Source organism: Vibrio paucivorans, from assembly GCF_054053395.1.
Window position 1 is genome coordinate 2,613,861 of the sequence record NZ_CM133230.1, and the last position, 15,115, is coordinate 2,628,975.

Annotated in this window: 12 protein-coding genes; 5 read left to right on the forward strand and 7 right to left on the reverse strand. The window is 45.9% G+C overall.

Annotated elements, in window-relative coordinates:
* Window positions 1–4 precede the first annotated feature (4 nt).
* Window positions 5–337 (reverse strand): tRNA-binding protein, encoded by a 333-nt coding sequence (locus ACXABW_RS11940; RefSeq protein WP_252027996.1) that lies wholly within the window; start codon window positions 335–337, stop codon window positions 5–7.
* A 168-nt stretch (window positions 338–505) separates the two neighbouring features.
* Between ACXABW_RS11940 and ACXABW_RS11945 the strand changes: the two genes are divergently transcribed.
* A complete protein-coding gene (locus ACXABW_RS11945) occupies window positions 506–1,504 on the forward strand; it encodes a substrate-binding domain-containing protein (RefSeq protein WP_265686108.1) in 999 nt (332 codons plus the stop codon).
* 67 nt (window positions 1,505–1,571) lie between these two features.
* On the opposite strand, the gene ACXABW_RS11950 is transcribed toward ACXABW_RS11945, so the two are convergent.
* A complete protein-coding gene (locus tag ACXABW_RS11950) occupies window positions 1,572–2,960 on the reverse strand; it encodes an MFS transporter (RefSeq protein WP_457522861.1) in 1,389 nt (462 codons plus the stop codon).
* 71 nt (window positions 2,961–3,031) lie between these two features.
* Window positions 3,032–4,102 (reverse strand): cellulase family glycosylhydrolase, encoded by a 1,071-nt coding sequence (locus tag ACXABW_RS11955; protein WP_457522863.1) that lies wholly within the window; start codon window positions 4,100–4,102, stop codon window positions 3,032–3,034.
* A 215-nt stretch (window positions 4,103–4,317) separates the two neighbouring features.
* Here ACXABW_RS11955 and ACXABW_RS11960 point away from each other — a divergent pair, with 215 nt between their 5' ends.
* The gene (locus tag ACXABW_RS11960; RefSeq protein ID WP_457522865.1) at window positions 4,318–5,334 is read left to right on the forward strand and encodes a LacI family DNA-binding transcriptional regulator; all 1,017 of its coding nucleotides are present in this window, start codon (window positions 4,318–4,320) and stop codon (window positions 5,332–5,334) included.
* Between the two features lie 81 nt (window positions 5,335–5,415).
* Here ACXABW_RS11960 and galM read toward each other — a convergent pair whose 3' ends face one another.
* From galM to galE, 4 genes are all read right to left on the reverse strand, one after another.
* The gene (gene galM, locus ACXABW_RS11965) at window positions 5,416–6,480 is read right to left on the reverse strand and encodes a galactose-1-epimerase (RefSeq protein ID WP_457522866.1); all 1,065 of its coding nucleotides are present in this window, start codon (window positions 6,478–6,480) and stop codon (window positions 5,416–5,418) included.
* A gap of 9 nt (window positions 6,481–6,489) precedes the next feature.
* Entirely contained in the window at window positions 6,490–7,650 is a 1,161-nt protein-coding gene (galK, locus tag ACXABW_RS11970; protein WP_457522868.1) for a galactokinase, read from the reverse strand.
* 102 nt (window positions 7,651–7,752) lie between these two features.
* Complete coding sequence (locus ACXABW_RS11975; protein WP_457522870.1) at window positions 7,753–8,805, reverse strand: UDP-glucose--hexose-1-phosphate uridylyltransferase; 1,053 nt, start codon at window positions 8,803–8,805, stop codon at window positions 7,753–7,755.
* A gap of 55 nt (window positions 8,806–8,860) precedes the next feature.
* Window positions 8,861–9,883, reverse strand: a complete 1,023-nt coding sequence (gene galE / locus ACXABW_RS11980) for a UDP-glucose 4-epimerase GalE (RefSeq protein ID WP_457525017.1) — start codon at window positions 9,881–9,883, stop codon at window positions 8,861–8,863.
* A 373-nt stretch (window positions 9,884–10,256) separates the two neighbouring features.
* Here galE and ebgR point away from each other — a divergent pair, with 373 nt between their 5' ends.
* From ebgR to ACXABW_RS11995, 3 genes are all read left to right on the forward strand, one after another.
* On the forward strand, window positions 10,257–11,240 hold the full coding sequence (gene ebgR / locus ACXABW_RS11985; protein ID WP_252028004.1) for a transcriptional regulator EbgR: 984 nt from the start codon (window positions 10,257–10,259) through the stop codon (window positions 11,238–11,240).
* A 300-nt stretch (window positions 11,241–11,540) separates the two neighbouring features.
* Window positions 11,541–14,648 carry a beta-galactosidase subunit alpha gene (gene ebgA / locus ACXABW_RS11990; protein ID WP_457522871.1) on the forward strand — a complete coding sequence of 1,036 codons (3,108 nt, stop codon included), beginning with the start codon at window positions 11,541–11,543 and terminating at the stop codon, window positions 14,646–14,648.
* Between the two features lie 3 nt (window positions 14,649–14,651).
* On the forward strand, window positions 14,652–15,104 hold the full coding sequence (locus ACXABW_RS11995) for a beta-galactosidase subunit beta (RefSeq protein WP_457522873.1): 453 nt from the start codon (window positions 14,652–14,654) through the stop codon (window positions 15,102–15,104).
* Window positions 15,105–15,115 lie beyond the last annotated feature (11 nt).

Genomic DNA, 15,115 nt, shown 5'->3' on the forward strand with positions numbered 1-15,115 from the left:
CGAGTTAAACGATACGAACCCCTGCTGACATCGCCCGCTCCGGTGTCAGCAATACACTTTCCGATTCATCATCCGTTTCCGCACAAAGCAGCATACACTCAGATGTCTCACCACGCATTTTCGCTTTCGCAAGGTTACACAGCACAACCACCTGCTTACCCATCAACTCTTCTTCTGTGTAGTACGGCACTAAGCTAGTCACAGTTTGTAAGCTCTTTTCGCCAACATCAATCTGTACAATGTACAGCTTGTCTGCATTATCGTGACGCTTCACTTCCGTGATTTTTCCCACTCTGATTTCAAGTTTTGCAAAATCTCCGTACGCGATAGTTTCCATCAAACCCACCTTTAGTAAAATTTAGTAAAAGACAACGTTTACACTATCAAGATTCTCAACAATGACAAGTGGTAAAGACCGCATTTAATGAAGTAAAAGCATCCACTGATTGCGTTATTTACATTGCCAGTGTTTAATGCAGGTATTACAAAGTGGAAAGGTTCAACCATGGCAACAATCAAGGATGTAGCAAAAGAAGCCGGTGTTTCTATCGCTACGGTTTCTCGAGTCATTAATAAATCACCAAAAGCGAGCAAGTCCTCAATTGAGTCTGTCACTCAAGCGATGAACAAGCTCGGCTATCGACCAAATGCAGCGGCCAAAGCCCTCGTTAGTCAAAGTACTAATACAGTGGGTGTATTAGTCGGTGATGTCTCTGACCCTTTCTTTGGCACTTTAGTGAAAGCAGTAGATACCGTTGCCCACCAGCATAATAAACACATACTGGTCGGAAACGGTTACCACAACGCAGAAGAAGAGCGACGTGCCATAGAGCTATTGATCAATAACCGCTGCGACGCGTTAGTTGTGCACGCCAAGGCACTATCCGACGAAGAGCTGATTGGCTACGCTAAAGAAGTCAAAGGCCTTGTCCTGATCAATCGTCATATTCCTCAGTTAGCCGATCGATGCATCTCGCTCGATAACAAAAAAGGCGCATACCTAGCCACTGAGTATTTGATTCGCCACGGTCATACAAAGATCGCCTGCATTGCGTCTAGCCACTCCATTGAAGATGCCGAAGAGCGAGTAGAAGGTTACTTAGCCGCACTTAACGATCACGATATCAAACTACCCAAAAGCTATATCGAATACAGTGAGCCAAACAGCGACGGCGGTGAAGTAGCCATGACTAACCTGCTATCAAAGTCGTTAGAGTTAAGCGCCATCGTTGCTTACAACGATTACATGGCTGCTGGAGCGTTGTCGGTTCTCGATGAAAACGGTATCCAAGTACCAAACCAAATGTCGATGTTGGGGTTCGATGATGGCTTGATCGCCCGATATGTTCACCCTCGCCTGACTACAATTCGTTATCCAATTGAAATGATGGCTGAACGTGCAGCGCAGCTGGCACTGAAATTAGCTAAGTCAGAGCCGAGTGAAGAGCAAGCGATCATCTTTAGCCCAACCCTAGTGCGTCGTAATTCGGTCGAAAAACGCTAAATACACCTATACCCAAATAAAAAAGCCCCAGCTATTAAGCTGGGGCTTTTCTCTTACCATTAAAGACTTAACTTAACGCTTGTCGCGTGTTGCTCTCATCAACTTCCACACCTTCAGCAAATTCACCTCTTTGAAGCTTCTCACGTAAAATTGCGTGCTGATCTTCAGTAAATGTGTAGCGAGACATAATAAAGATTCTAATCAATGCCCCAAGAGCAGGCAGTAGTGCGACACAGAAAAACATTCCATCTAATGCGGTAGTAGACTGTTCTGAGTTAGGCACATAGCCAATCATTGTTAAAATTACCCCCGTTAAACCACCCGCAACCGCAACCGATAGTTTGCCGGTAAATGTCTGACCAGAGAAAGTGATCGCTGCTGTACGTCTGCCGCTATGGTAGTACGAATACTCAACGGTATCCGCAATCATTGCTGAGATCAGTGGGTTAGTCATCATAAAGATACCGGTAATCACGGCTAACCAAGTCATCACCAAAGTTGGGTTATCGTAACCAGTAAAGTAGAAGCCGACTCGAGCAATAATTTCTAGGACACAAAGTGCAATAAAGATGTCGCGTTTTTTGAAGCGCTTGGTGAGTACTGGGGTGGCTAAACATGCAATCGCGCTTACCAGAGTGATTGTGCCGATTAACGAAACTAACCCCGCGTCTCCCATGTTGTAGGTAAAGAAGAAAATGTACATGCCATTAACTAGGTTAAAGAACACATTCATAAAAAACGCAGCCAGAATAAAAAACAATGGCTTGTTTTTTCTCACAGCTTGAAAGGTCTGCTTAAGTGTTACCTTTTCTCCACCAGCTGTCGAGATACGCTCTTTGGTGTTGTAAAAACCATTGAGCATAAACAACAATCCAACCACCATCAGTATCATTACCGCTGGCAAGTAACCTTGGTCTGCACGGCCATCAGAAAAATAAGCGCTCAGCTTTGGAAAAATGACCAGTGTTGCACCAATACCTGCGTTGACACCTAGCATTGCGCATGTCGCCGCCTTTGCTCGTTCTTGAGGTTCATCCGTCATCACTGATGACATAGACCAGAAAGGTACGTCAGATATGGTATACAACGTTCCCCAAAGTATGTATGTAATGCCCGCGTACATCACCTTGGTCGAAGTATCTGCATCAATATTGTAGAAAGACGCGATGGTCACTAACACAATCAAAAAAGGCGTAAAGAGCATGTATGGACGGAACTTACCAAATCGAGATTCTAGCGTATCCATATAACCAGCAATCACAGGGTCATTAACCGCATCCCAGACCCTAGCGATTAAAAAAATTGAGCTGGCTGCGATAGGTGAGATCCCTAGGATATCTGTATAAAAGTAGAGAATAAAAGAGCCGACTAGACCAAAGCTAAAGCACTGGCCTACTCCATAGCCGAAGTAAGACATCAGCTCCTTATTCGATAACTTGTTGCGTAGAGTAGTCATGTTTCACGTCCCAATTGATGATAATTATAGAGAGCTGACCGGCGTGTGTCGCAACGCCGAGTCACAGGCTATTAATCCACTTCTGCGAGTGTTTTGATTAGCTGAACTTCGCTTTGGTCATATGGCTGCCCTTCTTCATCGAGCAGATCATGAAACCAGCGCTCTGAATAGTTGGTGTCGTTGTTTTTGATCTCTGGCCATGGAAGGTGGGTTTGAGTTTTTCCTTTTACTAGCCCCCATTGATAACAACCGATCATTTTTTGTTTGAAGATTGGCAACTGTTCGTGCAGATGAGATTCAGCATGACGCGCAAGCCATTCTGTACACATCATCGGGCGGTTGTATGCTGCAACGACCTCAACTGCTTTGCTAAATAGGTCAAGGGGTAGATAAGCATGGAAAGTAAGAATGTCCGACAGTTCCATAGCTTTACGATCGGTCGGATGTTCAAAAATAGGTAGAGTACGATCGAGAATACTTGGCGCATGCCATGCACCAACAGTGAGTGGCTGAGAAGGGTTTTCCTCACGAGCCCATTTAAAAGATTTCTCCATCAATTCATGACTATATGATTCCATTGCTTCATCAAACGGCAATTCACCTGAAGTCGTAAAAATCATTCTGTTGGTTGGCTCGTTGTACAAGTCCCAAATAACGATTCGCGAATCGTTTTTATAGGTAGAGATAATGTCTCTGATGTAAGCCTCTACTTCACTCCACTGTGATTTATCCATCACTACATTACGTCCAGGGCTTGCAGCAGCTTGGCTGTTGTGTAATTCAGGAACAGGGGGCTTTTGAGGGCCGAGGTAAGGGTGATCGCCTGAGAAACCACAATCATCCATTGGTGTCATCATTACCTTGATTTGGTGGCGCTCACAGATGCCCAGAAAACGTTCTATCCTCTGATGCAACCCAGCACGATCCACCTGCCATACAATAAAAGGTAGGTTCGTGCGTAACGTGTTGTAGCCCACCTCATTGGCCCATGCGAGCTCTTGATCTATGACGTCAGGATCAAATGTTTCTGCCTGCCACATTTCTGTCCAGTTAACAGCAGTACGCGGTAAATAGTTAAATCCACGCAACCACCCCTGTTGTTCCTGCCATTGCCATGCTTCTTGTTCTGACCACTTTTGCATCTTCTCTTACCTTACAAGATAAATATATTAACTAATATTATTAGCTAATATATTTAGCATCTTTTTTACGTCTAGTAGGTCAAGAAATAAACGTGGGAGATATCACAGCTTTCAATGCGGCTATGGCAAATACTGTGATCAAGAAAGGTTATAGATGATCTCTAGGTGATCTTTAGCTAATATCTTTAGCTATCAAATCTAATCGTTCTAAAAAGATGGCTAAGAAAGTAACCATGAGCGATATCGCCGCATCTGCGGGGGTGTCACAATCAACCGTATCCTTGGTATTAAACGGTTCAACATCGGTAAAAATCGCTGAAGCAACCCAACAAAAAGTGCTCGACACAGCCGAATCTCTTGGCTACAAAAATAAAAAAGTGGCTCATGCTTTGGGGCGCCCGAAAAAGGTGGCCTTGGTCCTTAATGGACTAACGAGCTATGACCCATTTCTTGATGCCGTCAACGCCGCTCGAGAAGAAGCTTGGGCGAACGATTTCATATTAGTTTCATTCAGTTACAGTCACGATGAAGTCCTAGCGAGTAAGATCGAATCTGAAATCAACAGTGGAGATTACGCTGGGCTTATTTATGCGTCGAGTATGACGCGTGAACTCGAAGTACAAAGGGTCACTACTGAGCTGCCTACTGTACTGCTCAACTGCACCAGCCAAACTCATACCGATACACCTTCTGTACTACCTGCAGATATGATAGGTGCATACAAAGCGGTATCGCACTTAACCAACCAAGGGTATCGTCGTATTGCGATTCTTTCTGGAGAAAGCTGGATGTTGGCAAGCCAACAGCGGGTTGAGGGGTACCGTCAAGCGTTGATTGATGCTGATATTATTCCAAGTCCAGGTTACGTGCTTGAAGCTAACTGGTCACTCAAAGAGGCCTATGAACAAACGTTAACTTTGCTCTCAGCGAAGCAACCACCTCAAGCAATTTTTTGTTGTAGTGATTACATGGCTATGGGCTGTTATCAAGCTATTGCTGAGTTAGGACTAAAAATTCCCCAAGACATTGCTGTCGTAGGCTACGATAATCAGCAAATCGCCTCAGAGAGCTTCCCTGCTCTGACATCCGTTGAGCTACCCTATTCAGACATGGGTAAGCGCGCAATTGAATTCTTAATGGCACAGATTGAAAAACAGCCTTTGCTTTCGAAGAGACATAAAGTCGAAGGCGAGTTAGTTGTACGTCATTCATCAATAAAAAAGGCGAGCTAAAAAGCTCGCCAAAAGGCCGTTAAAAAACGAAGTAACTAGCTAATTCTCCCCCTAGCCAGTCAGTTCTAGCCTACAAAACCCTTAAAATTCAAATTTGTACGCAGTGCTATGATGATAGCGCTCCCCTGCTAGTAACACGCCACTGCTTTGCCCCCATTCTGGGTGGTTAGGCCCATCTGGGTAATATTGCGTTTCAAGCGCGACGCCATCGTAATGCTGATACTCTTTGCTCTTACCTTGGGTACCAAACAAAAAGTTTCCTGAGTAAAACTGAACAGCAGGTTTGGTAGTCATCACTTTCATCACCACATCTTCTTGTGGCGCAATCAGCACCGCGGCAACCTTCTTACCGTCAGTGAATTCTGAGTTGAAGATAAAAGCATGATCGTATCCGCCCGCAGTTTCTTGGTCAGCTTCCGACAGAAACTCTTGGCCAATAAGCTTAGGTTGCGTGAAGTCAAAGCTGGTACCGGCAACTGGCTTTTGCTCGCCCGTTGGAATAAGGCCTGAGTCAGTCGGTAGATAATGCTCGGCACTAAGTTGCAAGCTGTGGGTAAGCGCTGTCGCACCACTTCCTTCCCCCGCTAAGTTGAAATAAGCGTGGTTAGTCAAGTTCACTGGAGTTGCTTGATCCGCTTCTGCTTCATAAGCGATGTACAATGTGTTGTCGTCGGTTAATGTATATGTCACCTTCACGTCTAGGTGACCAGGGTAACCTTGGTCACCATCTGGAGAGTGGAGCATAAACACAGCTTGCTGAGGCGAATGCTCTACGATGGTCCAGCGGCGCTTATCAAACCCCTCTAGCCCACCATGCAGTGAGTTTTCACCGTTGTTGATGCCTACTTGGTAGTGACTATCGGCAATCGTAAATTTGCCAGCAGCAATTCGATTCGCATAACGGCCCACAATAGAGCCAAAGTAGGCTCCCTGCTGCATGTGTTCTGCCATATCTGGAGAACGCAGTAATACCTCACGCGATTCTCCGTTAATAGGCAGCGTGGTACTCAACCACGTTGCCCCAATATCCATAAACGATGCGGTCATACCATTGGCATTTGTCAGGTGTACTAACTTAGCGACTTGACCATCAAACGATGGCGTTGCCGCCATCGATTGTTGTAACAGCTCTAGAGTTGAATGCATGCTTCGTCCTTATAGTGCTTCGACTAAGCCAGCACCGTCTTTGGCTTGGCACACATAAATCGATTCTTTAAGACCCGTTGCAGCCTGATATTTCGCTTCCACTGCAGACTTCACTTCGTCGACCAAAGCCGGTGGTACTAGTGCAACAATACAGCCACCAAATCCGCCACCAGTCATGCGCACTCCTCCTTGATCGCCAATGACGTCTTTCACCATCTCAACCAAGGTATCAATTTCTTTTACTGTGATTTCGAAATCGTCGCGCATCGAAGCATGAGACTCCGCCATCAGTTCGCCCATTCGCTTCATATCGTGATTACGCAACGCTTGTGCCGCTTCTACCGTACGGTCATTTTCCGTGATCACGTGGCGAGCTCGCTTAGCCACTAACTCATCCAGTTCGCTCACTTTTGCGTTGAACTGCTCAATCGATACATCACGCAGAGCCTTCACACCGAAAATACGCGCTGCCTCTTCACATTGTTCACGGCGAGTGTTGTATTCACTGTCAACGAGGCCACGCTTCTTATTTGAGTTGATGATCACCACTGCCATATCTTCTGGCATTGAAACCGCTTGAGTTTCGAGGCTTCGGCAGTCGAGTAGCATAGCGTGATTCGCTCGACCTTCTGCAGAGATCATTTGATCCATAATGCCGCAGTTACAACCAACAAACTCATTTTCTGCTTGTTGGCCGTTTAGCGCGATTTCAGCTTGAGAAATTTCTAAGTTGTACAGCACCTTAAAGGTTTGACCGATCACCACTTCCAACGCAGCCGATGAGCTTAAACCCGCGCCTTGTGGAACATTACCCGTCACCGCAATATCGGCACCAGTAAACTCATAACCACGCGCAAGCAAGCACTTAACGACACCACGCATGTAGTTCGCCCACATTTTGTCTTGCTGGAAGGTGATTTCTTCTGTGATATCGAACTCATCCAATGCATCACCGTAATCGACCGAAACTAAACGCACTCGATTGTCATCGCGCTTTGCCGCCGCAACCACTGTTTGATAGTTAATCGCACATGGCAGTACAAAACCGTCGTTGTAGTCGGTATGTTCACCAATCAAGTTGACTCGACCCGGCGCTTGAATAATGTGGCTTGGTGCATAGCCCAATACGTTTTCAAAAGACGCTTTCACATTTTGGATTAGTTCAGACATAGTTAAATCTCGGCTTAGAATTTTTAGTGAGGTTTCGCATCTAACTTGGCGTGGCGGAACCTTGAATCAATCATTGTTAACGGGCGCGCTGCACCCATTCAGTTACTGTTCTTTGTAGTGAATATCGCTTAAATCGCGTAGGCGCTGCGCGGCTTGCTCAGCGGTTAAATCACGCTGAGTTTCAGCCAGCATTTCGTATCCCACCATGAATTTACGCACTGACGCACTTCGCAGTAGAGGCGGATAAAACACAGCATGTAACTGCCAGTGATCGACATTAGTGCCTTGCTCAAAGAACGGCGCGTAATGCCAACCCATGCAGTATGGGAAAGAACATTGGAATAAGTTGTCGTATCGACTGGTCAGCTTCTTCAGCGCTACTGCTAAGTCGTCACGTTGCTCTTTCGTCAGCTCACTCATGCGACGAATGTGCGTTTTAGGTAGCAGCATGGTTTCAAATGGCCATGCAGCCCAGTAAGGAACAACGGCAATCCAATGCTCGGTTTCAACGACTGTACGCGAGCCATCTTTCATTTCTGCTTCAACGTAATCCACCAGCATTGGGCGGCCATGCTCGTCAAAGTAGGCTTGCTGGTTACGATCTTTACGCTCGATCTCATTTGGCAAGAAGCTGTTTGCCCAGATTTGTCCGTGTGGGTGAGGCTGAGAACAGCCCATAGTTTCACCCTTATTTTCAAAGGCTTGAACCCAAACGTAATCTTTACCTAACTCTTCAATTTGTTCATTCCATGTGTCGACCACACCGCGAATGGCGGGCACCGATAGTTCTGGCAACGTCTTGCTGTGATCGGGAGAAAAACAAATCACTCGGCTTAAACCACGAGCGCCTTGAGTTTGGAACAGTGGATTGTTGGATTCTGGAGCATCAGGAGACTCAGGCATCAATGCTGCAAAGTCGTTTCCAAATACGTAGGTTCCTTGATAATCCGGATTCGCATCACCGGAAATTCGCTCGTTGGTCGGGCAAAGAAAACATTTTTCTTCATAGCTTGGCAGTTGCTCGTAGCTTGGTTTTTCATCCGCCCCACTCCAAGGACGTTTCGCTCGGTGTGGTGAAACCAGTAGCCACTCACCAGTCAACGGGTTATAGCGGCGATGCGGGTGATCTACAGGGTTAAACTCAATATTCGACATCTTAATTACTCAACTTTAAAAATTCTTTCTTTGCGACTTCAATGCTCAACAGGCGCTATGACTTTAGGGAATAGCCGTTCGGGTTATTCGATTGCCATTTCCAAGTGTCAGCCGTCATTTGATCGACAGTACGAGTCGCTTTCCAGCCAAGTTCTTGCTCGGCTTTTTCTGTACTAGCCCAGCATTCCGCAATGTCACCAGGACGGCGTGGACAAATTTCATAAGGCACTGGTGCACCACAGGCTTTGCCAAACGCATCCACCATTTCCAAAACACTTGAGCCTTTACCTGTACCCAAGTTATAGATGTGTAATCCCGATTTTTCACCGACTGCTTTTAAGGCAGCGATATGACCGTCGGCTAAATCCATCACATGGATATAGTCACGAACACCAGTGCCGTCTGGAGTCGGGTAATCGTTTCCAAATACAGCTAAAGATTCACGACGACCAACGGCCACTTGAGCAATAAATGGCATTAGGTTGTTTGGGATCCCTTGTGGGTCTTCACCCATCGAGCCTGAAGGGTGGGCGCCAACAGGATTGAAGTAACGCAGTAGCGTAATGCTCCAATCATTTTCAGCATTGAGCAAATCACTTAGGCACTCTTCCACCATGTACTTGCTACGCCCGTAAGGGTTGGTTGTCGCTCCTGTCGGTGAATCTTCCGTAATTGGCACCACCTCAGGGTCGCCATAAACAGTCGCAGAAGAACTGAAAACGATGCTTTTTACGCCGGCTTTACGCATACTGCGCGCCAGTACAAGTGAACCATTTACATTGTTGTCGTAGTACTCAAGAGGTTTAGCGACGGACTCGCCGACCGCTTTCAAGCCAGCGAAATGGATAACAGCTTGGATATCGTGTTGTGCGAATACTGAATCAAGGAAGGCTTCGTCACGAATATCCCCTTGATGAAACGCTGGCTGTTTGCCAGTAAGCACTTCAATTCGGCTAAGCACTTCCACATTGGCATTACACAAATTATCAACGATGATCGGTTCCATACCCGCTTCAATCATTTGTACACATGTGTGGCTACCGATGTAACCCATACCGCCTGTCACCAGAACTTTCACTTCAGCTTCTCCTGCTAGCGTTATCGACATTAACTGCGCCTTGATAGCGAGAATTAATGCCTGACGTATCAAATTGACTAAAAGTCTAGCAGCCAACTTAGGCACTTTGCTGTGATCAAATTCGCATTGTGTAAACGTTTCCACAAAATTCCATAATGCGCCACATGAGAGGTGCCGTTGATTAGCGGTCACAATCAAACAATAACCGCTATAAAAATCAGCAAGTTAATATTGATTTATCAAAGCGAGACTAAAAGCACTATTGTTTCGAAAATTTTTAGTAAAAAATTAGTGCATCGTTTATTGCTTTTATTACAATAGACAACAGATACCTTTATTCTCTTGACGAGAGCGACGCCAACTGGAAGTGAACATGGCAACTCTAAAAGACATAGCAACAGAAGCCGGTGTTTCATTAGCCACGGTTTCCCGAGTACTCAATGACGATCCCACTCTGAGCGTAAAAGAAGACACTAAACGCCGAATTTTGGAGATCGCAGAGAAGCTGGAATACAAAACCAGCAGCTCGAAAAAGTCCATTTTAAGTAAAAAGCAGAACCATCACTTTCTTGCACTCTACAACCATAAGCAAGAAGCTGAAGTTAACGATCCGTATTACCTGTCCATTCGACACGGCATCGAAACTCAATGTGATAAGTTGGGAATTGAACTGACCAACTGCTACGACAACCACATCGAGATCGAGAACCACAAAATTACCGGAATTTTACTGGTTGGTCGCTGCACCCCTGCTGCACTTAAACAAGCGCAAAAACTCACAGACAATATCTGTAATGTGGATTTCCAATCTCCCGAGTTGCCTTACGACTCGGTTGATATTGACTTGACTCGAATCAGCAAAGAAATCGTCGACTTCTTTGTAAATCAAGGCTATTCAAGGCTTGGTTTTATTGGCGGTGAAGACGCACCGAACACCCCCGATATTCGTGAAATGGCATTTTCTGAGTACGGCCAACTTAAAGGTGTAGTGTCACCTAACGATATCTACCGAGGCGACTTCTCGAGTTCATCGGGTTACGACCTAACCAAAGAAATGTTGAGTAAACCGGACTTTCCAAATGCGCTGTTTATCGCGTCGGACTCTATTGCCATTGGCGTGCTGCGTGCCATTCATGAGCATGGCTTGAATATCCCAGACGACATCTCTTTGATTAGCGTAAACGACATCCCAACAGCCAAGTTTACCTTCCCTTCTCTGTCAACAGTGCGCATTCACTCAGAGATGATGGGGATTCAAGGAGTAAACCTTTTAGTAGAAAAAGTTCGTGATGGTCGAGCGCTGCCACTGCAAGTCTACGTACCAAGCAAACTTAAGCTACGCGGCACCACCAAATAAGCTCACTCTCTGCAAACAATAAAAATAAAGCGCTGATAAATTAGCGCTTTATTTTTATCGCTCAATTTTACCCAACATTTTGTGTGCTATTTGCCACAAGTTCCCGCTAATTCCTCAATTAATCTAAGTGCTTTTAACTCGATCACAGCAATTCGACAAATCACTCAATAAAACGTGACCAAGTTAAAGTAAAACGTTTTCACGAATTTATTTTAGTAAAAATTTTACTAATATCTTTCCCAGATAGTTATTTTACCAATAGAACGTCGGCGTTCATGCAGTCGCCGAGGGGAGAGAAACGTGAACAACTGGGAAAACTTCCTCCATTTACATGAGAACCGTTTAGCACCTCGTGCTTACTTTTTCTCATACGACTCAGTTCAAAGCGCAACAACATTTCAACGTGAGCTAAGTAGTCGTTTTCAATTACTCAGCGGTCAATGGAATTTCAATTACTTCAGCAACCCACTACTGGTGCCTGAAGAGTTTTACACACAGAAAATGACCGACTGGGGCAGTATTACTGTACCGAACATGTGGCAAATGGAAGGCCACGGCGATCTTCAATATACCGATGAAGGTTTCCCATTCCCGATTGATGTACCTTTCGTACCAAGCGATAACCCAACCGGCGCCTATCAGCGTACTTTTAACCTTGGTGCTAACTGGAACGACAAACAGACCCTAATCAAGTTTGATGGTGTAGAAACCTACTTTGAAGTGTATGTGAACGGCCAGTATGTTGGTTTTAGTAAAGGCAGCCGCCTGACGGCAGAATTCGACATCTCAGCGTTCGTCAACCAAGGTGAAAACCTGTTGTCGGTACGCGTGATGCAGTGGGCTGACTCAACCTACATTGAAGACCAAGATATGTGGTGGACAGGCGGTATCTTCCGCGATGTTTACCTTGTCGGTAAAGAGCAAGTCCACGTGCAAGACCTAACTGTTCGCACTGACTTCGCCGACGACTACCAAAGCGCAACATTAAACTGCGCTGTTGAACTAGAAAACCTTAACGCTGCCGAAGCACAAGGTTACTCACTTGAGTACACATTATTTGATAAAAAACAGGTTGTCGCACAAGGCTCATGCGCCAACCTGTCTATCGCAGACAAAAGCCACACCCAATTTACAATTGATGTTTGCGAACCGACTCATTGGACAGCTGAAAACCCTTACCTTTACCAATTGGTTATCACGCTAAAAGATGCACAAGGCAACATGGTTGAAGTGATTCCTCAACGCGTTGGCTTCCGTGACATCAAAGTTCGTGACGGCTTGTTCTACATCAACAATAAATACGTGATGTTGCACGGCGTTAACCGCCACGATAACGACCACCTCAAAGGTCGTGCAGTTGGTATGGATCGCGTCGAGAAAGACATTGTGCTGATGAAGCAGCACAACATTAACTCAGTACGTACCGCGCACTACCCAAATGACCCACGTTTCTACGAACTGTGTGATATCTACGGTTTGTTTGTCATGGCTGAAACCGACGTTGAGACACACGGTTTTGCCAACGTTGGTGATTTAAGCCGAATTACCAACGATGCTGCGTGGGAAGCCGTTTTCGTCGAGCGCATTGAACGTCATATTCATGCTCAGAAAAACCACCCTTCAATCATCATGTGGTCACTGGGTAATGAATCTGGGTACGGCTGTAATATTCGTGCGATGTACGACGCCGCGAAACTGATTGATGACACTCGCCTAGTCCACTATGAAGAAGATCGTGATGCCGAGGTCGTAGACGTTATTTCTACCATGTATTCACGTGCGCAGCTGATGAACTACTTCGGTGAGTTCCCGCACGATAAGCCTCGCATTATCTGTGAGTACGCACACGCTATGGGTAACGGCCCTGGCGGTTTAACCGAATACCAAAATGTGTTCTACCAACACGACCATATTCAAGGTCACTACGTTTGGGAATGGTGTGACCATGGCATCCTAGCTCGTGATGAAGCTGGAACCGAGTTTTATAAATACGGTGGCGACTACGGCGATTACCCAAATAACTACAACTTCTGTATGGACGGTCTGATCTACCCAGATCAAACTCCGGGCCCAGGCCTTAAAGAGTACAAACAAGTTATCGCGCCAGTGAAGATTCGCGCTCTGGACGCCAAAGCAGGCACTTTCGTAGTGGAAAATAAATTGTGGTTTAGCGACCTCAATGACTACACCATCACCGCCGATATTCGAGCTGAAGGTGAAACCCTACACAGCGTGCAATTCAAAGTGGAAGAGTTAGCTGAAAACTCACAGCGTGAAATCACCCTTGAACTACCAGAGTTAGATACACGTGAAGCCTTTATCAACTTCACAGTACGTAAAGACTCTCGCACCGCTTACAGCGATGCAAACCACGATATCGCGGTTTATCAATTCCAATTGAAGCAAAATACGGCTCAGCTGCCTGCGTACCAAAACAGCAATGCGACAGAACTTCAATTGCAAGAGTCTCGTTTAGATTACTCAATCCAAGGGCACAACTTTGTCATCAACTTCTCGAAGGTAAACGGCAAGCTAACCTCATGGATCGTCAATGGTGAACAACTGATTAAGTCAGAACCTAAGCTGAGCTTCTTCAAGCCGATGATCGACAACCATAAGCAAGAACACGATGGTTTATGGGAGCCTGCTCACCTGCAAATCATGCAAGAGCACTTCCGCAGCCTAGATGTACAGCAGCACAACGGCAGTGTTCGTATCACAACCACCAGCATCGTGGCCCCTCCAGTATTTGATTTTGGTATGCGCTGTACTTATCGCTATGAAGTCACAGCAAACGGCCAACTAAATGTGGAAGTGAGTGGCGAACGCTACGGCGATTACCCACATGTCATTCCAGCTATCGGCCTCGACCTAGGCATCAACGGTGACTTCGACCAAGTTCAATACTACGGACGTGGCTCAGAAGAAAACTACCAAGACAGCCAACAAGCCAATGTGATTGACGTGTACCAATCGACTGTTGGCGACATGTTCGAGAACTATCCGTTCCCGCAAAACAACGGTAACCGTCAGCATGTCCGCTGGGCAGCACTTTCAAACCGTCATGGCTGCGGCTTAGCGGTTAAGCCGCAACAAGAAATCAACTTCAGTGCTTGGTTCTACACCAATGAAAACCTGCATCAAGCGCAGCACACCATCGAATTAGAGAAGAGCGGCTACATCACCTTGAACCTCGATATTCAAGTAATGGGTCTCGGTTCTAACTCTTGGGGCAGTGAAGTGCTGGACTCTTACCGCGTATACATGGATGAGTTCCGCTACGGCGTATCGCTAGTGCCATTCCAAGCAGGCGATTGCACCGCAGCAAGCTTGATGAACCACTCTTTCGACACTGATTTTTTTACAACGACTGAGTCACACCAAGGCTCTAGCGTTAACGAGGCATAACCCATGATCATATTAGACAGCTTAGAGCAATTTAAAGTGGTATATCGCGATGGCCGTAAATGGAATCGTTGTATCGAAGCGATTGAAAACATTGGCAACATCAAAGATGGCGTTATGTATTCCATTGGCGATTCCTTGGTGTACATGATTCAAGACGGCGCAGCTAAAACCACTGACACATTTGAAGGTAACCGCCGTTATTTCGATGTTCACTACTACCTCACTGGTACAGAAAGCATTGAAGTGGCAAACAAGGTAGACCTAGAGCAAGTCGAAGCCTACCGCGATGAAACTGACCGTGAATATTTTCAAGGTCAAGGGGACGTGACTTCTGTCGCCGCAGGCCAAGTCGTTATCTTTGACAACGATCAGGCGCATCGTTTTAGCCACAGTGAACAGCTTCGAAAAGTGGTTCTCAAGGTCACGATTGAAGACGGCTACTTCCTTAACAAATAAGAGCTGGACAA